Annotated in this window: 15 protein-coding genes and 1 pseudogene; 5 read left to right on the forward strand and 11 right to left on the reverse strand. The window is 71.7% G+C overall.

The window, feature by feature from the left end:
* Positions 1 to 493: 493 nt before the first annotated feature.
* The 3 genes from afsA (at position 494) to ACZ60Q_RS22745 (ending at position 3304) form a co-directional block, all read left to right on the forward strand.
* Positions 494 to 1438 carry a 2-oxo-3-(phosphooxy)propyl 3-oxoalkanoate synthase gene (gene afsA, locus ACZ60Q_RS22735; RefSeq protein WP_469637464.1) on the forward strand — a complete coding sequence of 315 codons (945 nt, stop codon included), beginning with the start codon at positions 494 to 496 and terminating at the stop codon, positions 1436 to 1438.
* Between the two features lie 12 nt (positions 1439 to 1450).
* Positions 1451 to 2308 carry an NmrA family NAD(P)-binding protein gene (locus ACZ60Q_RS22740; RefSeq protein ID WP_469637467.1) on the forward strand — a complete coding sequence of 286 codons (858 nt, stop codon included), beginning with the start codon at positions 1451 to 1453 and terminating at the stop codon, positions 2306 to 2308.
* Between the two features lie 249 nt (positions 2309 to 2557).
* A complete protein-coding gene (locus ACZ60Q_RS22745; RefSeq protein ID WP_469637608.1) occupies positions 2558 to 3304 on the forward strand; it encodes a class I SAM-dependent methyltransferase in 747 nt (248 codons plus the stop codon).
* On the opposite strand, the pseudogene ACZ60Q_RS22750 reads toward ACZ60Q_RS22745, so the two are convergent.
* A pseudogene (locus tag ACZ60Q_RS22750) lies at positions 3296 to 4050 on the reverse strand (helix-turn-helix domain-containing protein); the annotation flags it as partial. The gene ACZ60Q_RS22745 and the pseudogene ACZ60Q_RS22750 sit on opposite strands and share 9 nt — an antisense overlap.
* Positions 4051 to 4259: 209 nt before the next feature.
* On the opposite strand from ACZ60Q_RS22750, the gene ACZ60Q_RS22755 reads away from it, so the two are divergent.
* Both ACZ60Q_RS22755 and ACZ60Q_RS22760 read left to right on the forward strand, forming a co-directional pair.
* Positions 4260 to 5897 carry an alpha/beta hydrolase gene (locus tag ACZ60Q_RS22755; protein WP_469637469.1) on the forward strand — a complete coding sequence of 546 codons (1638 nt, stop codon included), beginning with the start codon at positions 4260 to 4262 and terminating at the stop codon, positions 5895 to 5897.
* A 164-nt stretch (positions 5898 to 6061) separates the two neighbouring features.
* Positions 6062 to 6532: an alpha/beta hydrolase-fold protein gene (locus ACZ60Q_RS22760; protein WP_469637472.1), complete on the forward strand. Its 471-nt coding sequence runs from the start codon at positions 6062 to 6064 to the stop codon at positions 6530 to 6532.
* Here the strand turns inward: ACZ60Q_RS22760 and ACZ60Q_RS22765 are convergent.
* The 10 genes from ACZ60Q_RS22765 to yhfZ form a co-directional block, all read right to left on the reverse strand.
* Positions 6442 to 7566, reverse strand: coding sequence for an AI-2E family transporter (locus ACZ60Q_RS22765; protein WP_469637475.1), 1125 nt, complete (start codon positions 7564 to 7566; stop codon positions 6442 to 6444). The genes ACZ60Q_RS22760 and ACZ60Q_RS22765 overlap by 91 nt on opposite strands.
* Before the next feature lie 83 nt (positions 7567 to 7649).
* A complete protein-coding gene (locus ACZ60Q_RS22770) occupies positions 7650 to 9863 on the reverse strand; it encodes a HelD family protein (RefSeq protein WP_469637611.1) in 2214 nt (737 codons plus the stop codon).
* A gap of 131 nt (positions 9864 to 9994) precedes the next feature.
* The gene (locus tag ACZ60Q_RS22775; protein WP_469637477.1) at positions 9995 to 11275 is read right to left on the reverse strand and encodes a phosphopentomutase; all 1281 of its coding nucleotides are present in this window, start codon (positions 11273 to 11275) and stop codon (positions 9995 to 9997) included.
* 11 nt (positions 11276 to 11286) lie between these two features.
* Positions 11287 to 12450 carry an alanine racemase gene (locus tag ACZ60Q_RS22780; RefSeq protein ID WP_469637480.1) on the reverse strand — a complete coding sequence of 388 codons (1164 nt, stop codon included), beginning with the start codon at positions 12448 to 12450 and terminating at the stop codon, positions 11287 to 11289.
* Between the two features lie 2 nt (positions 12451 to 12452).
* A complete protein-coding gene (locus tag ACZ60Q_RS22785; RefSeq protein ID WP_469637483.1) occupies positions 12453 to 13580 on the reverse strand; it encodes an aminotransferase class V-fold PLP-dependent enzyme in 1128 nt (375 codons plus the stop codon).
* A 1-nt stretch (position 13581) separates the two neighbouring features.
* Positions 13582 to 14538, reverse strand: a complete 957-nt coding sequence (locus ACZ60Q_RS22790; RefSeq protein ID WP_469637486.1) for a phosphotriesterase family protein — start codon at positions 14536 to 14538, stop codon at positions 13582 to 13584.
* Between the two features lie 48 nt (positions 14539 to 14586).
* Positions 14587 to 15921 (reverse strand): YhfT family protein, encoded by a 1335-nt coding sequence (locus tag ACZ60Q_RS22795; RefSeq protein ID WP_469637489.1) that lies wholly within the window; start codon positions 15919 to 15921, stop codon positions 14587 to 14589.
* Between the two features lie 43 nt (positions 15922 to 15964).
* Positions 15965 to 16321 carry a DUF2620 domain-containing protein gene (locus ACZ60Q_RS22800; RefSeq protein ID WP_469637492.1) on the reverse strand — a complete coding sequence of 119 codons (357 nt, stop codon included), beginning with the start codon at positions 16319 to 16321 and terminating at the stop codon, positions 15965 to 15967.
* A 76-nt stretch (positions 16322 to 16397) separates the two neighbouring features.
* Positions 16398 to 16784 (reverse strand): PRD domain-containing protein, encoded by a 387-nt coding sequence (locus tag ACZ60Q_RS22805; protein WP_469637495.1) that lies wholly within the window; start codon positions 16782 to 16784, stop codon positions 16398 to 16400.
* A 94-nt stretch (positions 16785 to 16878) separates the two neighbouring features.
* The gene (gene yhfZ / locus ACZ60Q_RS22810) at positions 16879 to 17817 is read right to left on the reverse strand and encodes a GntR family transcriptional regulator YhfZ (protein WP_469637498.1); all 939 of its coding nucleotides are present in this window, start codon (positions 17815 to 17817) and stop codon (positions 16879 to 16881) included.
* Between the last annotated feature and the right edge of the window lie 85 nt (positions 17818 to 17902).

Genomic DNA, 17902 nt, shown 5'->3' on the forward strand with positions numbered 1-17902 from the left:
GAGGGTGAGCTCTCCTGTAGTCCAGCCCTTTACGGGTCGAGGGCCGGACCTCCTCCAGCGCCTCTCCGGGCGCTCCACGCGTTCAGGGCCGAGGGTGCTCGCCCGGCGTACCATGCCATGATCGCCATCTTTCGACGGGATCGTGTCATGGGAAGCGCGCAGAGGGCCGTCGTTCTCGCCCTGGACGGGGTGCATCCGTTCGAGCTCGATATCCCGAGCCGGGTGCCTAGGGGTGCACGGGGAATGAGAGCGGATACCGCCTCCTGTGAAGTCGGCGCTTTTGGGAATTCCAGTGATTCTCGCACCCCGGCAGCCGCATATTCCGGATGCCTACGCCGCTGTCATCCGGATTCTCGTGCTGGGCCCGGGGGTGGCCGGGGCGGTGTGGGGGGATCCCGCCCGGGATAGAGAAAGACTGATGCGTCTGTATCTGGTCCTACCAGTATGCGCATCGCAGAAACGGCTCGCCATTACATGACCCCTGGGGGGAGTTATGCCCGAAGCAGCAGTCTTGATCGATCCGGTGCCGACTAGGGATTCGGAGGCCGAGGTGGCGCATCCCGTGGGGATCGACATGGTGCACCGGACCAGGCCGGAGGACGCCTTTCCGCGGAACTGGGTACGCCTGGAGCGCGACCGCTTCTCAGTGGCGGCGGTCCTTCCGCACGACCACCCGTTCTTCGCTCCGGTGGGCGGCGACCGGCACGACCCGCTGCTGGTCGCGGAGGCGATGCGGCAGGCGGCCATGCTCGCCTTCCACGCCGGGTACGGGATTCCGCTCGGCTACCACTTCCTCCTGGCGGAGCTGGACTACGTCTGTCATCCCGAGCACCTTGCCGTGGGGGGCGAGCCCACCGAGATCGACCTGGAGGTGTTCTGCTCCGACCTGAGGTGGCGGGGCGGGCTCCCGGCACAGGGGCGCGTCGGCTGGGCGGTGCACCGGGACGGCCGACTCGCCGCGACGGGGGTGGCGGCGACCCGTTTCAGCACGCCCAAGGCGTACCGGCGGATGCGCGGCGACGTCCCGGCCGAGGGGATATCCATACCGGAGACCGCGCCGGTCCCGGCCCTCCTGGCGGGCCGTGCCCGCGTCGAGGACGTGGTGCTCTCGGAGACCGGGCAGGACGGAGTCTGGGAACTGCGCGTGGACACCCGGCATCCCACCCTCTTCCAGCGCCCCAATGACCATGTCCCGGGCATGTTGCTGCTGGAGGCGGCCCGCCAGGCGGCATGCCTGGTGGCAGGGTCCGCCGGAATCGTTCCGGCGGAGGCGCGCACCCGGTTCCACCGGTACTCCGAGTTCGGCAGCCCGTGCTGGATCGGGGCGGTGGTCCTGCCGGGGGCGGACGAGGATACGGTGACGGTCCAGGTGACAGGCCATCAGGACGGCGAAACAGTGTTCTCCGCGGTCCTGTCCGGCCCCCGGGTCGACGGCTGAGAGGTTCCTCGAGTGATTCTGGTGACGGGTGCGACCGGAGCGGTGGGCGGTGAGGTCGCCGGACAGCTGGCGGCGGTCGGCCCTGTGCGGATTCTCGCGCGCCGGCCCGAGCGGCTCACGGTACGGGGAGCTGGAGTCGAGGTCGTCGAGGGGGAGTACGGGGACCGCGCCGCTCTCGACCGGGCCCTGCGGGGCGTCACTTCGGTGTTCCTGGTGACGAACAGCCCCACGGAGCCGGACGACGAACGGGTCGCTGTGGCGGCTGCCGCGGCGGGCGTAGGTCACCTGGTCAAGCTGTCCATGATGGCGGTGGAGGAGCCGGGCGCCGTTGACTTCATCACCCGGCGTCAGCGGGAGAACGAACAGGCGGTCAGGGACTCGGGGGTCCCGTGGACGTTCGTGCGCCCCAGGACGTTCATGTCCAACACGCTTTCCTGGGCCCCCGGCATCCGGTCGGAGGGAGTGGTGCGCGCCCTGTACGGTGACGCTCCCGTCGCGTGCGTCGACCCGCGCGACGTCGCCGCAGTGGCCGTAGCCGTTCTCACCGGTACGGGGCACGAGGGCAGGGCGTACGCCGTGTCGGGCCCGGAGGCGATCACCGCGCGGGAGCAGACGGCGCAGCTCTCCCGGGTGCTGGGGCGGACGTTGCGCTTCGAGGAACTGGGCGTGGACGCCGCGCGCACGGCCCTGCTGGCGAAGTATCCGTCGCCCGTCGCGGAGGCCTTCCTCCAGAGCGCGGAGCGGCAGCGGGCGGGAGCGAAGGCGGCCGTGGTGCCCACGATCCAAGAAATGACGGGCCGTCCGGCGAGGCCGTTCCGTATCTGGTCGACCGAGCACGCACGAGTGTTCGCGCCGGAATACGGTCGCTGAGCGGGTAAGGAGAGCGCCTGGCTCCTCGAGGACCGCAGATAAGTGCGTCGACGCGCGTATTCCCTTTCCCGGTCCGCTTTTATGGCCCGCAGAAGAGGCGTGACCGGAAAGAACCCGGAAGGCTCTCCCGTATTCTTCCGTTACCCGAAAAGGGAACCGGTGAGTGGGTTCGGCATATGCCGATCTCCGAAATGCGCGGATCCAGCTCCGCGCGCTGCTCCGGCGACAGCACCCAGTACCCTCTGCCGCATGGCTCACGAGATTTTCGTGCATCCTCGGCTGGCCGCTCTCTACGACCCACTCGAACCCGACCGGGGCGACCTGGAACCGTACGTCCGCCTCGCCGAGGACTTCGGCGCGAGGCGGGTGCTGGACATCGGCTGCGGTACGGGCGTGTTCGCTCTGCTGCTGGCGGATCGGGGGATCGACGTGGTCGGGGTCGACCCCGCTCGGGCCTCGCTCGACGTGGCGCGCGGCAAGCCGGGCGGCGATCGGGTCCGCTGGATCCTCGGTGACGCCGCGGGTCTTCCCCCGTTACGGGTCGACCTGGTCACCATGACGGCCAACGTCGCGCAGGAGATCATCGACCCGGGCGACTGGCGGGCGACACTGCGCGGCGCCTACGAGGCGCTGAGGCCCGGCGGGCATCTGGTCTTCGAGACCCGCCTCCCGGCCCGGCGGGCATGGGAGGAGTGGAACCGGGAGAGTTCCCACCGCGTCACCGAGATCCCCGGCGTCGGCCCAGTCGAGACCTGGGTCGAGGTGACCGAGGTCGTCGGGCCGCTCGTGTCGTTCCGATGGACCTACGTCTTCCGGGGCGACGGGCGGCTCCTCACTTCCGACTCCACCCTGCGCTTCCGTCCACGTCAGGAGGCCGAGGCGGACCTGACGGCACAGGGATTCGTCGTACGTGAAGTGCGTGGCGCGCCGGACCGGCCGGGCCGGGAGCTCGTCCTCATCGCTCGCCGGCCGGGCCCCGCCTCGCGTCGCCGATGACGTCGGCCCGGCCCGGCCCGCTTCCGCTCCCCAGCTCGCCAGCAGGCGCAGGGCCTGGGCCGACTCCGAGCCCGGCTCCGCGTGGTAGGTCACCAGCTCCTCGTCGTCCGGGAGGTTCAGCGTCTCGTACGACAGGGTCAGCTCCCCGACGAGCGGATGCCGCAACAGCTTGCTGCCGTGGCCCTTCTCCTTGACGTTGTGCGTGGCCCACAGCCGCCGGAACTCGTCGCTCTTGACCGATAGTTCGCCCACCAGCGCCGACAGCTCCGGATCGTCCGGGTGGCAGCCCGCGTACAGCCCCAGATAGCTGACCACGTCCGAGGCCTTGGAGTCCCAGTTCACGAACAGGTCCCGGGAGGCGGGGGAGAGGAACACCCGTCGCGCCCAGTTGCGCTCACCCGGCGGCAGCGCACCCCAGTCACCGAACACCGACGCCGCCACCGGATTCCAGGCGAGGACATCGGACCGCGCCCCGGTCACGTACGCGGGGATGCCGTCCATGCTGTCGAGCAGGTACAGCAGGCCCTTCCGCACGCGCCGCACCCTGACCGGGCGGCGCGCTTCTTCTTGTGCCGCGCGGGCTTGGCCAGGTGGGTCAGACGCGCGCTCTCGGCGTCCGTGAGCCGCAGCGCACGCGCGATCGCGTCGAGCACCTCGGCCGACACCTTGCGCCCGTTGCCCTGCTCCAGGCGCGTGTAGTACGCCACGGACACCCCGGCCAGCTGTGCCAGCTCCTCCCGGCGCAGACGCGTCGGCGGGGCCGGGGCGCTCACGTTCGGGCTGGGCCGGCACACCGACGTGCACGCCGCCCTGCTCGCCCCGCCCGCCATGTCGGCGGCCGGAACTCTGAGGAATGGCTCAACGGTCCTGATCCTGATGGGGGGAGGTGGCCCCCGTCGCAGGGGGGTGCCAGCCACCGTGTGTCCGAACGCTCCTTCTTCTAGCGTCTGTTGGTGTGAGTTACGCAGAAGACGCAGAGAAGACGACCCTGCCCACCCCGACCGCTGCCCGCACCACCACGGCTGCCCCGAACACCGCCAGGACCGCCGCCGCGGGCCTCGCCCTGGTCCTGGGCCTCACCGCCTCCCCAGCCCTGGCCACGGCTCCTCCCGCTCCCGCCCCCGGCGCAGCCGTGACGACGGCGGCGGCCGAAGGGCTCGACCGGTACTACCACCAACGACCGGCCTGGGGCACGTGCGTGCGGTCCCCGCAGGACGAGACGGGCAGGGAGCTGGACAAGGCGGGCGTGCACTGCGCGGACGTCACGGTCCCGCTCGACTACGCGGCCCCGCGAGGCCGGACGATCACGGTCGCGCTCTCCCGACTGAAGGCCACCGACACCCGCCGCCGCATCGGCGCGATCCTCCTGAACAACGGCGGCCCCGGCGGCCCGGCCGTGGACTCCCCACCGACCGTCCGCAAGGCGATGAAGGAGGTCGGCCCCCGCTACGACATCGTCGGCTTCGACCCGCGCTTCGTCGGCCGGAGCACCCCGCTGGACTGCGGCTGGCCGGTCAGCTTCACCTGGTTCTCGGCCGGAGCGGGCCGGACCGGATTCGATCGCCAGGTGGCCCTGAGCAAGAGCCTGGCCGCCAAGTGCCGTGCCACGAACGCCTCGGTGCTCCCGCACATCTCCACCCGCAACACGGCCAGGGACATGAACGTGATCCGGGGCGCACTGGGCGAGCGGAAGATCTCCTACCTGGGCTACTCGTACGGCACGTACCTGGGCACGGTCTACACCCAGATGTTTCCCGGCCGCTACGACCGGATGGTCCTGGACGGAGCGGTGGGTCCGGACGACTACGGCCCGCGCCTGCTGAGGAACACGGTGAGGGAGAACGAACAGGCACTCTCCGCCTGGGCCACCTGGGCGGCCGCCCGCCACACGACGTACGGCCTGGGCCGCTCCCACGCGGCGGTACTCGCCACCATCGACCACGTCATGGCAAAGGCGGCACGCCGCCCCCTGGCCCTCGGCACCGCCCCGGACCTCTACCAGGTCGACGACACCCACATACCGACGCTGCTCTTCACGGGCGTGGCCGACGACGGCGACGGGTCCCGGGCTTCCCTGGCCCAGCAGGTGGCGACACTGTCCCAAGCGGCCGAGGGCCAAGAGGCTCCGCTGTCACCGGAGTTCGCGGAGACGCTGCGGTCCCTCCTGACCGGCGCGGGCTCGGCCTCCGGCAGCGCCCAGATGGCGATCATCTGCGGCGACGTACCGGCCCCGCGCGACCCCGAGCGCTACTGGCGCGACATCCAGCGCAGCCGGACCGCGCACCCCCTGTTCGGCCCCCTCACCGAGAACATAGGCCCCTGCGCCTTCTGGAACACCCCACGCGAGGCCCCCACCCGCGTCAGCCACGACGCCCCGGTCCTCCTGGTCGCCGCCACGGGCGACCCCCGCACCACCTACCGGAGCAGCACCACCCTTCACGCCCGGCTTGCCGGCTCCAAGCTCCTCACCCTCAAGAACGCCAACCGTCACGCCCTGTACGGGGAGTACCAGAACGCCTGCGTGGACGCCAAGGTCAACCGCTACCTGGCGACGGGCCGCCTCCCCGACGTGAACGAGACCTGCGTGAAGTGAGGCGAGGGCGGGGCCGGCCTCGGCGAGCACCCCCTCCCGGCGGAGTACAGGCCGACTCCCGCCGGAGGATGCCGGACCGCCGCCCCGCGCCGTACCGTTCGAGGCGTCGGGCGAAGTCCGGCCGACGCTGTCGGGAGGTTGCGGTGAGGAGAGTTCCGCGCAGGATGATCGCATGGGCTGCGGCCCTGCTGCTGCTCGCCCCCGGAGCGGCGGCAGCGGCCCCGCCGGGAGACGGAACCGGGGACATCCGGGTGACCGAGGAGCGATGGATCGGCGACCGGCTGCTCGAACTGACCGTGCGGTCACCGTCGCTGGACGAGCCCGCCACGGTCCGGCTGCTCACCCCGGACGGCTGGCGGGACCACGGCCACGGCGGTGCGCCGCGCGTGGAGACCTTCCACCTCGCGGAGGTGCGCCCGCTGCTGGAACGTTCGTACGGAGCGGGAGAGCGACGGGTCGCGGCAGGGGAGTCCCAGGGAGGCTTCGGCGCGCTCGCGTACGCGGCACGGCACCCCGGCCTGTTCCGCGCGGCGAGGGGAAGGTCCTACGCCGGGGCCGGCGAACCGCCGGCCGCGTCGGCCGGGTCTCCCGCCTCCGGCTCACGCGGCTCCTCCACGAGCTGCTCACGGACGTAGTTCCAGACCACCCCGAGCACCGCTGCCACCGGCACGGCGAGCAGGCTCCCCACCACTCCCGCCAGGCTGCCGCCCAGCGTCACGGCGAGCAGGATCGCGGCCGCGTGCAGACCCAGCCCCCGGCTCTGGATCATGGGCTGGAACACGTTGCCCTCCAACTGCTGCACCACGACGATGATCGCCAGCACGAGCAGGGCGTCCATCGGCCCGTTGGAGACCAACGCGATGACCACGGCCACGAATCCGGCGAACAGCGCCCCCACGATCGGCACGAACGCGCAGACGAAGGTCAGCACCGCCAGCGGCAGGACCAGCGGTACCCCCAGGATCCACAGGCCGAGCCCGATGAAGACCGCGTCCAGCAGACCGACGAACGCCTGGGACCGTACGAACGCGCCCAAAGTGTCCCAACTGCGGGAGGCCACCTCGGGAACATCGGTGGCGAGCCGGCCGGGAAGCTGACGGGTGAGCCACGGCAGGAAGCGCGGGCCGTCCTTGAGGAAGAAGAACATCAGGAAGATCGCCAGAACCGCTGTGACCAGCCCGTTGACCACGGTGCTCACCCCGGTGACCGCGGTGGTGACCACACTGCCGACACTGTCCTGCAGTTGAGTGGTCGCGGTGTCGAGCGCACCGGTGATCTGGTCGTCGCCGATGTTCAGCGGCGGACCGGCCGCCCACTCGCGGAGCTTGTCGATGCCCGCGACCACTCCGTCGGCCAGTTCGCCGGACTCACCCGCCACCGGCACCGCGATCAGCGCCACGATGCCCGCCCCCACGAGCAGGGAGAACACCGTCACCACCGACGCGGCGACCGAAGGCCACCACCCGAGACGGCGCAGGAAACGGGCGAGCGGCCAGGTCAGCGTGGTGAGGAACAGGCCGACTATCAGCGGCCATACGACCGGCCACATCCGGCCCAGCACCCACAGCGCGACCGCCGCCGCCACGAGGATCAGCAGCACCTCTGCGGAAACCCGTGCCGACGTGCGGAGAGCGGCCGCGGTCTTTGTCGAACTCAATGGCGAAGACATGGCGTCACCTTATGGCTTCGCCCACCGTGTTCCGGCCACGCCCACCGACGCCGACGACCACGAGGGCGGGCCGCCAGGACCCGTCACCGCAACGCCGGGGGCAGATCCTCCCGATGGACGATGCCCAGACGCTGGGTGGCGCGGGTGAGCGCCACGTACAGATCGCTCGTGCCGAACCGGGCCGGCTCGACGACCAGCACATGGTCGAACTCGAGCCCCTTGGCCTGGCGCGGATCCAGCAACACCACCGGGCGCGTCAGGTCGGGGGCCTCACCTGCGGCGACGCCGTACAGCGGGGCGGCGATCTCCTCGTGCAGCGCACGCGGCGCGATCACCGCGAGGCGCCCCTCCCGGGGTGTCAGCTCGGCGACCGCCCGGGCCACCTCGCCCGCCAGATCCTCTCCGGCATCCCGTGTCCACGGCCTCTCGCCGGTCGACCGCACCGAGACGGGGGCGGTGAACGAGGGATCCTTCTCCCTCAGGACCCCGGCGGCCAGCTCCATGATCTCCGCGGGCGTACGGTAGTTGACCTCCAGCGTGACGTGCTCGAAGCGGTCGCCGACGTACGGCCGGAGAATCTTCTCCCAGGACCCGACGCCCGCCTCCTCGGAGGTCTGGGCCGGGTCGCCGACCAGGGTCAGCGAGCGGGCCGGAGCCCGGCGCATCAGCAGCCGCCACGCCATCGGCGAGAGCTCCTGCGCCTCGTCGACGATGATGTGCCCGAACGCCCAGGTGCGGTCGGCGGCGGCCCGCTCGGCGGCGGTGCGGTGGTCGGCTTCCTCGTGCCGCTCCGCCATCCGCTCGGCGTCGATGATGTCGTGGGCGGCGAGGACCTCGGACTCCTCGTCCTCGAACTCGAAGCTCTCCGAGCCGCGCGACAGCTCCAGCACGCCCTGCGCGTAGCCGACCCGCTCCTGACGGGCGGCCTCGGCAGCCGCCTTCTCCGCGCTGTCGTCGACGCCGAGCAACTCGGCCGCCTCGTCGAGCAGCGGTACGTCGGCGGGCGTCCACGCCCCGGTGAGCGACGGGCGGCGGATCGCGTCGGCGTCCTCGTCCGGCAGGTACACCGGGTCGGCCAGATAGTCGGCGAGGAAGGCCTCGGGGGAGAGCGGCGGCCACAGCTCGTCCACGGCCGTGTGCACCTCCTTGCTCAGCGCTACGTCCCGGCCGAGCTGGGCCACGTCGTCGGGGCCGAGGAAGTTGGGCCCGCCGTAGGGATCCGCGCCGATACGCTCCACCAACTGTGCGGTGAGGGCGTCGATGACCCGGAAGACGAAGTGGGGGCGGGCGAGATTGTGCGGCAGGCGGGTGTCCCTGGCCGCCTGCCGGGCCTCGTACGCGATCTCCCGGTCCAGGACCAGATCCCCGCCGTCCTCGTGCGGGACGACCATCGCCGCCCCGGGCTCGGGCAGCCGCTGCCGGTCGCGTACGGCCAGGGCGAGCGCCTCGGCCATCGGCTTTCCGCCCTTGACGGCCGCCGAGCGCGGGGAGTCCGTACCGGTGGCGTGCACCCCGGGGAACAGTTCGGCCTGGGTGGCGAGCAGCACCCCGGTCTCGCCGAGCGCGGGGAGCACCTCCGCGATGTAGCGCAGGAACGCCGGGTTGGGCCCCACGATGAGCACGGCCCGCTTCGCCAGCAGCTCGCGGTGCTCGTACAGCAGGAAGGCGGCCCGGTGCAGCGCGACGGCCGTCTTTCCGGTGCCGGGTCCGCCCTCGACGACGAGGACGCCCCGGTGCGGGGCCCGGATGATGCCGTCCTGCTCGGCCTGGATGGTCCGCACGATGTCGCCCATGCGTCCCGTGCGCGCGGAATTGAGCGCCGCGAGCAGCACGGCGTCGCCGTTCGGATCCTCGAAGCCGGTGCGGTCGCGGTCCCCGAGATCCAGGATCTCGTCATGGAGCTCGGTGACCGTGCGGCCCTCGGTGGTGATGTGCCGACGGCGGCGCAGACCCATCGGCGTGTGCCCGGTGGCGAGATAGAAAGGACGCGCCACCGGCGCACGCCAGTCGATCAGGACAGGGGTGAGCTCGGTGTCGTTCTCACGGATCCCGATACGGCCGATATGGTGCGCGAGCCCGTCGGAGCGGTCGATGCGGCCGAAACACAGCGAGCCGTCCACCGCGTTGAGCGCGGCGAGCAGACCTGAGCGCTCCGCGACGAGGATGTCGCGCTCCAGCCTCGCCTGCTGGCCCGTCCCGACCGGTGTCAGCGCGTGCTCGACGCCATCGGCGGCCACTCCGCGCAGGGCGTCGACCCGGGCATGGAGCCGGTCGATGAATTCCTGCTCTTCCCGCAATTCGTCGCTTTCCCGGTTTGACAAAACGGCTCCCCGACAGATATATTCGTACTCATAAGGCCCCCGATTGGGGGTCTTTCTGCGTGAGCGCAGAAGAATCCAATATACCCGTGATAATCCCCGGACCGCAATTACGGTCCGGGGATTTTTCGCGCCCGGCGACCACCTCCGGAGTGCGGCGGCCCGTCCGTGCCGATCGGCGTTCCGGCCGCCAGGTCCCGAGGGGACAGCGCCAGCGACCGGGCGGCCGTCGCGCCCACGTCGGCGAGACTCCGCGCGTCCGGCAGCAGCTCCGCCCCGGCCCCGTCGGGGCGGTGGATCAGGACCGGCACGAACTCCCGGGTGTGGTGTGCGTGTCCGATCGAGGGGTCGTTGCCGTGGTCGCCGGTGACGATCAGCCGGTCGCCGGAGTCGGTGAGCAGCGCCAGGAGCCCGGCGAGCCCCGAGTCCACCTGCTCCAGCACCTGCCCGTAGCGCCCGGTGTCCTGCTGGTGCCCCGCCAGATCCGTCTCCTGGACATTCGCGACCACCAAGGCGTCGCCCCCGGCGCGTACCGCGTCCAGGGTGTGCGCCAGGACGTCGGCGGTTCCCACGGCCGGCCGGTGGTCCGCCTGTTCGCACACCAGGATGTCGGCGGCCTTCCCCACCAGCGTCACCGGGATGCCGGCCCGCGCCGCGAGACCGGGGAGCTGACGGGTGTGGTCGAGCGGGGCGCCCAGATGCCGAACCTCCAGGCCGCCGTTGCGGTAGAAACCGGTGGCCGGGGTGTCCAGGCCGACGGTGCCGGCGCCCCCGCGCCGTACGTAGGAGCCGAGCGGGCCGTCCGCGTGCCCGCCCACCGCGATGACCCGGGCGACCGGGGCGACCGTCCGCACCGTACGGGCGACGGCGAGAATCCCGCCCGGACCGTCGAACGGCAGATCCTCCAGGCACCCCGAGGCGTTCCAGTTGATCCCGGGGTCAGCCTCCAGGTTGTCGTGGACCAGCACCGCCCCGTCGACCAGCAGCAGCGGCTTCCCGTCGAGCCGCTCCGCCCGGTGACCGGCCGCCGTGAGCGCATCGGTCACCTCGTCGAGGTGGTCGGCGAGCCGGGCCACGGTCACCCGGCTGAAGTCCGCGCCCATCATGGTCTGGTGGCCCGCGAAGGTGTCCGCTCCCGGGTAGCCGAGGGCGGCCCGGCCCGCCGCCACGGGCAGCCGGGTGCTCCGCGCCAGGTCCCGGTGCGGGTGGACCAGGCCGAGGCCCAGCGCCCCGAGGACCGGGAGCCGCAGCGGCCGCCCGAACGCGGCGTGGGCGTGGTCGAGGACATGCCCGCAGGTGTCGGCGGTGAGGTCGCCGGGGCGCAGGGTGCCCGCGTCGGGCATGGCGCCGACGCCGAATCCGTCGATGACGACGATGACGGTCCTGGCCATGGGATCGCTCCTTACAGGGCTCGGCCGTGGGCGTCGTAGAGCCCGTTCAGCCGGGGCCTGCCGGAGGTGAGTCCGGAGACGACGGCGACGGTCGAGCGGGTGACGAAGATCTGGGTCCGGAAGGCGAGCAGCGCGGTGTCGCCCAGCCGGACGTCCGAGCCGGGCGGGGGCGGGTCGAGCAGCCGGTAGTAGTCGATGTTCTCGGCGGGGGTGTCCCGCACGCCCAGACGTGCGCCGGTGCGTGGCAGGAGGGCGCCGCGGATGTGGGAGCGCGCGTAGAACCCGCCGCCGAACAGGGCGGGGCGGCCGTCGTCGAGGGTGTGGGCGACCTCGCTGACGTACACGTACGCCGGCTTCTCCGGCTGGCCCGGGTCCAGGGCGTGCAGCGGAGTGGTGCCGGTGAGGGCGTGGCCCGGCTCCCCGTGCGTGGCCCCGCGTCCGGCGAGCAGCGGGAGGGACGCCACCGAGGTGGCACCGGGCGCGCTCAGCCTCAGGTCCTGGTGGCCGCGTGCGATCAGCAGGTCACGGGCCTTGAGCGCCAGGTCGAAGGTGGCCGTCGCGGCGGGCAGCCCCGTCGCGGGGTCGCACAGCACGCACGGAAAGGCGGTGACGCCCGCGATCCGGATACCCGCAAGCGCCTCGGCCGCCTCGGCGAAGGCGTCCAGCCGCTCCACCGGAACACCGCCCTCCTGCCCCGGGTGGACGAGTCCTTCGGCGCCCTCCAGCCGGATCAGGACGTCCTGGACAAAGCCCAGTTCCCGGGCCGCGTCCGAGACGGCACGGGCGTTGGCCAGGTCGAAGACCGTGACGTTCTCCGGCCGCCACGCCAGCATGCCGGGCAGTGCCCGCCGGGGGATCTGGACGAGGTGGCCGAGGTTGCCCGGCCTCGCCCCGGCCGCGTGCAGGGTCCGGGCCTCGGCCGGGTCGATGGCGGCGGAGCGGGGGATGTGCCGGGCGACGGCCCGGATCAGCTCGGGGTTGCGGCCGAGCTGTTTGACGACGAACCACAGGCCGATGCCGAGGCGTTCGGCCTCGGCCGCCAGCAGGGCGGCGTTGGCCTCGACGGCGTCGAGGTCCATCACATAGGTGTCGGGCGGGATCTCGCCCCGCCGGTGCAGGGTGGCCGCGGCGTCGACGAGCTCGGGGTTGCGGGTGAGCACGGTGTCGAGAAACACGGTCAGTGGTCCTTCGGGTCGGCCATCGCGGCGAGCGAGCGGCGCAGGATGTCGATGACGAGGTCCGCGCCGGCCCGCATCGGGTTGACACGCACGGTCCAGTCGGCCAGCTCCGGGGTGTCCTCCAGGGTTGAGCTGGACATCCGGTAGAAGAGCGGCGCGATCTCGTAGCGCGAGTTGGAGCCGACGGGGTAGGCAGCGGCGCCGAACCGCGCCGCGACGGACGGCAGTTCGGCGGCGACCGGCCGGTCCAGACGGATCAGCAGGCAGCGGTCCTGGGCATTGGCGACGCGTACCTCCGCCACCCCGGCCACCTCACCGGCAGCGAGCCGTTCGGCGACCTCGGCCCCCACCCGGGACTGCACGGCCCACAGGACCGGTACGTGGGTGAGGGCGCGCAGGGCGTCCAGCGCCTGGTGGCCCTGGACCTGCCCGCCGCCGGAGTAGTTGGCCCGCCGGACGCCCTCGACCAGGTCGCGGGCGCCCACGACCAGGCCGACGCCCTCGGGCCCGTGGAGCTTGAAGAGTGAGAAGCAGGAGGCGTCGGCGCCCAGTTCGACCCCGGCGGCGGGGGTGCGCATGACCGCGTAGTTGTCGTCCACGATCGTGCGGACTCCGGCCGCCCGGCAGGCGGCGATGACCTCGGCCGGATCGTAGGAGTCGGCCAGCCGCTGCCGGGTGTGCTGGACGTACGCCCACCGGAACCGTCCGGACGCCAGGGCGGCGTCGAGCGCCGCCCGGTCGTTGAAGTCAGCCTCCGTGGTGCGTACGCCGATGGCTCTGAAAGTGACCTCGGTGGTGCGGTAGACCGGGGCCCGGTGGATGAGCAGATCGTCGTCCGCCCGGACGACGGCGTTGAGCGCGGCCCGGATCGCCCCGGTGCCCGCGCCCTGTACGAGGGCGGCGTCCTCGGCGCCGAAGAAGTCGGCGAGGACCGCCTCGACGCGGGCGGTGGTGCGGGGCCGGCCGAGGCCGGGGACGACTCCCGCGTCGGCGGAGAACAACTGCTCGCCCTCGAAGTGCGCGGCGGTGGCCTCCAGCAGCCGGAACTGCCGGGCCGCGGCGTCCTCCAGGGCCACCGTCGGCAGCGGGAAGGTCGCGGGGAGTGTGGGTGGGGGTGCGGGGCTCATGTCAGTTCTCCTCCACGGTCGCGCCGGTCAGGAAGCGCACCGGATTGCGGCGGGTCAGCAGGTCGATCAGGTCGTCGTCGGCCCCGGCCGCCCGCAGCCGGGGCAGGAAGCCCGCGAAGAGGTGCCCGTACCCCTGACCGCCCTCGTCGCGCAGATAGGCGTGGCGGGAGATGTCGCAGCTGAGCAGGGCCCGGTCGGCGTGGCCCGCCTCCAGCAGCGCGAGCAGCAGCCGCAGCCGGGTCTCGTCACTCCGGTACGCGGTCTTGCCCACGGTGTCGAACGCGACGTACGCCCCGCTCGCCGCCACTTCCCGGTGGACACCGGGGTCGTCCAGGAGGTCCTGGTGCCCGATGCTCACGCGGTGGGCGGGCAGGCCCTCGCCGGTGAGCAGCTCCAACTGGGCGAGGCCGCCCCGGCCGAGCTGGGCGTGGGTGGCGACGGAGAGCCCGGTGGCCAGCGCGGCGCGTGCGCCGGCCCGCAGCACCTTGGCCTCGGCGGGGGTCGGGACGCCGCCGTGGCTGCCGATCTCCCCGAGGACGCCCGGCCGGACGCCGCTCCCGTCGATGCCGTCCTCGATCTCCCGGACGAGGACCGCGGCGAGCGCCGCCACGTCCAGGGTGTCGATCTCCGGCGTGTGGAACGGCTCGTAGTACCAGCCGGTCGCGGCGACGACGGCGACACCGGTCTCCCGGGCGATTCGGGCCAGGGTCCGCACGTCGCGCCCCATGCCGCGACAGGTCAGCTCGACGACGAGGGCGAGGCCGTACTCCTCGCGCAGTGCGGCGAGTTCGGCGGCCGCGGCCGCCGCGTGGCGTCCCGGTCCGAGGACGGCCGCGCCGTCGCCCACGCGGTCCAGATCGAGGACGAGGTGCTCGTGGGCGAGGGCGGGGCCGCGTACCGAAGCGGCCTGGAGCTCTCCGGTGACGGTGCGCAGGGTGTGCGGTGCGGGGTGGTTCATGGTGAGGTTCCCTTCTCCGTGCACGGCACGGCCGGATCCCTTCGGGTCTCAGCCCTTGACCGGGGTGAACAGATCGAGCCAGTACAGGATGTTGAGGAGAACGCCGCCGATGATCACGGCTGCCGGGGCCGCGGCCATCCTCACGACGGGCCGGCCCATCGACTCGTTCAGCAGGTAGAGCCCGCCGACGACGAGGATGCCGAGCCCGCCCCCCATGACGTTGGCGGCCAGCAGCGAACCGAACAGGATCGCGAGCTGGAGGGTGTCCCCGATGGCGCTGCGCAGGTGCTCCGAGGAGTCCCGGACGCTCGGCAGCTTGCCGAGCACCTTGCCGATCCAGGAGAGGGCCAGCACCTCGACGGCGAACACGAGCGCACCGACGACGGCGGCCAGGAAGGGGTTCGGCATGAGATACCCGATCGGGTACACCAGGGTAAAGCCCGCGATGCCGTACGCGCCGGACGCCAGGGCGGTGGTCGCGATCAGCGGGATGAAGCCGAAGACCCGGTAGAAGTCGACCTGTGCCGCCTCGGTGTACTGTCCCTTCGCGATCAGGAAGCTGGTCGCCTCGCCGCCGCCGAATATGTGCATCTGGGCGAGGACGCACACGCCCGCGCCCAGCAGCATGAACAGGGGCAGGTACTTCCGCAGCCGGGTCGCGCCGGCGCTGAAGAGGGACGCCATGGGGTCGTCCCCCGACACCTCCTCCACGACGCCCGCCGTCCGGTCGGCGCGACGCTGCCTCACGTCCTTGGTGACGGCGAGTCCGATGAGCATCAGGACGCCGACCGCCATGGCCAGCGCTCCGGCGAACATGTTGGACCACAGCTTCATCGTCGTGACGACCAGGGCCAGTTCGAGGACGCCCGCGATGCCGCCCCACTTGCGGCCGAACTGCTTGGTGATGGCGAGCACGGGGAAGAGCGCGAACAGGAACAGGATCGGCGTCGACATCTGCTGCATCGCGGTCAGGAAGTCGACCGGGAGGTCATGGGCGATGTTGTTGGCGCCGTTCAGTCCGAAGACGACCACCGCGCCCCACGCGCCGCCGAGGATCGGGGCGAGCCACTTCTTCGGGGACAGCATCCCGAGGATGTCCGTGGGCAGGAAGAGCAGCCATGGGTTCAGCACTCCGGTGGACAGCGCCATCGGCGCGCCGAGCCCGAAGATGAACCCGGCGGAGAGCCCGAAGGAGACGGCCGTTGTCGCGCTGCGGGTGGTGCGCCCCTGGACGAAGTCCAGCAGGAAGGGGCGCACGCCGTCGTTGAAGACGGCCAGCGCCATGTGCGCGATGAACGCCGTGAGCGCGCAGAGCGCTATCACGGTCAGTTGCTGGGCAAGCGTGAAGTCGAGTTCGGCGCCGGCGGCGAAGGTGGTGCTCACGAGTCACTCCTTGGTGCCCGGGATGGTGAGAAGGTGGCTGCGATCAGCCGCGGGCCGCGATGGCGCGGGCCATCAGAGGGGCGACGACGTCGATCTGGTCCATCGAGAAGCCGAAGGCCTTCTTGCCGTCGGCGAGCAGGGTGGCGATCGCGTCCTCGGTGGGGACGCTCCGGCCGAAGGTGTGGCAGGAGGCGCTGCCCAGGAGTCCCACGAGCACACCCAGCGACGCGCCGGCGCCGGTGTGGCAGGTGCCCAGGTAGTAGTCGGCCTGGCCCACCCGCAGTTTCATCGCGGCGTCCATGTCGCTGGAGGGGACGACGTCGAGGGAGTCGATGCCGAGTCTGCCGATGGCCTGGGTGACCTCGACCTTGCCGACTCCACCGGTGAGGATCTTCGTCATGGCTGTTCTGCTTTCTACGCGTTCCTGCGGGGTGAGGCAGCGAGAGGGGCGTACGGGAGAGGAGAGCTGTGACCGGTCAGGACGTCGGGGCGGGCGGGGGCTGCCGGCCCAGTACGGCCAGGTGCATGCCGAGGAAGTTGATCTCCGATCCGGGGAGCGCGGCCCCCAGCTCCCGCTCGGCCCGCGCGGCGACCGCGCGGGCGCGGGCGACCGCCTCCGGATGCTCCGCCAGTTCGGCGGCGACCTGGCCGTCGGTGAGGAACTGCTCGATCGGCTCGCCGTTCAGCAGACGTCCGATCGCCATCATGAGATGGCTGGTCAGCATGGACGCGGTCGCCTCGGTGACGAGGTGTCCCTCGGCCTCCAGGGCGGTGAGTTCGGCGGCGACGAAGTCGACCACCTCGGGTTTGACCTGACCGCCTTCGCGGAACAGCTGGATCCGCAGCGCGAGCTGGTCGTCCATGACGATCCTCCTCAATCAACAATAACCAGGATTCTGTATTTTCAACGTGTGCGGTGCTCCGGAAGATCCGCGTCGCGGCGGCCGGGCCGACGGATCAGTACGAGGGAACGCGCTCCCCGCGCAGCACCTCACTCTGCAGCCGTGTCACCGTCGACAGGTCGAGCGACTCGCGGACGGCGGCGAGCGCCTTCGCTCCCTCGGTCCGGCCGATCACGGCGGCGGTGGAGTTGCGCAACGCCAGCTCCCGGGTGACCTCGTCGCCGAGCGGCACCACGTCGACGCCGAGCCCGAGCCGGTCCTGCGCCTCGTCGAGGTTCCAGACGGTCGCGTCCACCTCGTTCCGTGCGAACAGGTCGTGCAGTTGCATGTAGGAGGCCTCCCGCCACTCGATGTCCTCCCGGTCGGCGAACACCCGCTCCACGAGCATGCGCAGATCCTCCGAGGCGTGGTCGATCGCCACGCGGAGCCCCGGTGCGGCCAGGTCGGCCCCGTGCCGTACGAGCATGCCGTGCGCGCCGACGTAGGTGGCGGGCCCGAGGTCGGCCACCAGCTCCACCGGGTGTTCGGCGATCAACTGGTCGGCGGCGAAGCGCGACAGCACCACCAGATCGACCTTGCCCTCCAGCAGGGCGGCGGTCCTGGCTCCGGCGCCCCGCATGAACGTGATCGCGAACGGTGCGCCCGCCTCCTCGAAAGCGCTGCGCAGCCCTGTCGCCAGCCCCTCGTACCTGCGTGAGTAGGGGAGTGGCATGGCCGCGAGCAGAGTGCCGAGGCCGGACAGCCGCCACAGGACGGTGCGGTCCGAACGGACCAGGAAAGTCCCCAGGTGGCCGCGTGCGGTCGTGGAGATCGCTCCGGCCTCCTCCAGTAGCTGGAGGGCCGCCTGGACGGTTCCGTTCCCGCAGCCCAGCTCCTCGGCGAAGTCGCGCACGCGGGGCAGGCGCGTGTCCGGCTCGTGGTGCAGGAGCAGGACGGCCAGCTGCCGGGCGGCGAGGCCGTTGCGCGTGAGGAGGCGGTCGTCGAGGTCGTTCACAGATCAAACAGTAAACAGGATTCTGGATACTGACAAGGGTGCTCGTCGTCGGGCCCGCGTGGGTCCCTCATGCGCACTCCGGGAA

Source organism: Streptomyces sp. NPDC104313, assembly GCF_055583985.1.

Bases quoted from the DNA above. Each gene is read 5' to 3' on its own strand.
- afsA (WP_469637464.1), top strand. From the start codon at position 494: ATGCCCGAAGCAGCAGTCTTGATCGATCCGGTGCCGACTAGGGATTCG.
- ACZ60Q_RS22745 (WP_469637608.1), top strand. From the start codon at position 2,558: ATGGCTCACGAGATTTTCGTGCATCCTCGGCTGGCCGCTCTCTACGAC.
- ACZ60Q_RS22760 (WP_469637472.1), top strand. From the start codon at position 6,062: ATGATCGCATGGGCTGCGGCCCTGCTGCTGCTCGCCCCCGGAGCGGCG.
- ACZ60Q_RS22765 (WP_469637475.1), bottom strand. From the start codon at position 7,566: ATGTCTTCGCCATTGAGTTCGACAAAGACCGCGGCCGCTCTCCGCACG.
- ACZ60Q_RS22775 (WP_469637477.1), bottom strand. From the start codon at position 11,275: ATGGCCAGGACCGTCATCGTCGTCATCGACGGATTCGGCGTCGGCGCC.
- ACZ60Q_RS22785 (WP_469637483.1), bottom strand. From the start codon at position 13,580: ATGAGCCCCGCACCCCCACCCACACTCCCCGCGACCTTCCCGCTGCCG.
- ACZ60Q_RS22790 (WP_469637486.1), bottom strand. From the start codon at position 14,538: ATGAACCACCCCGCACCGCACACCCTGCGCACCGTCACCGGAGAGCTC.
- ACZ60Q_RS22800 (WP_469637492.1), bottom strand. From the start codon at position 16,321: ATGACGAAGATCCTCACCGGTGGAGTCGGCAAGGTCGAGGTCACCCAG.
- ACZ60Q_RS22805 (WP_469637495.1), bottom strand. From the start codon at position 16,784: ATGGACGACCAGCTCGCGCTGCGGATCCAGCTGTTCCGCGAAGGCGGT.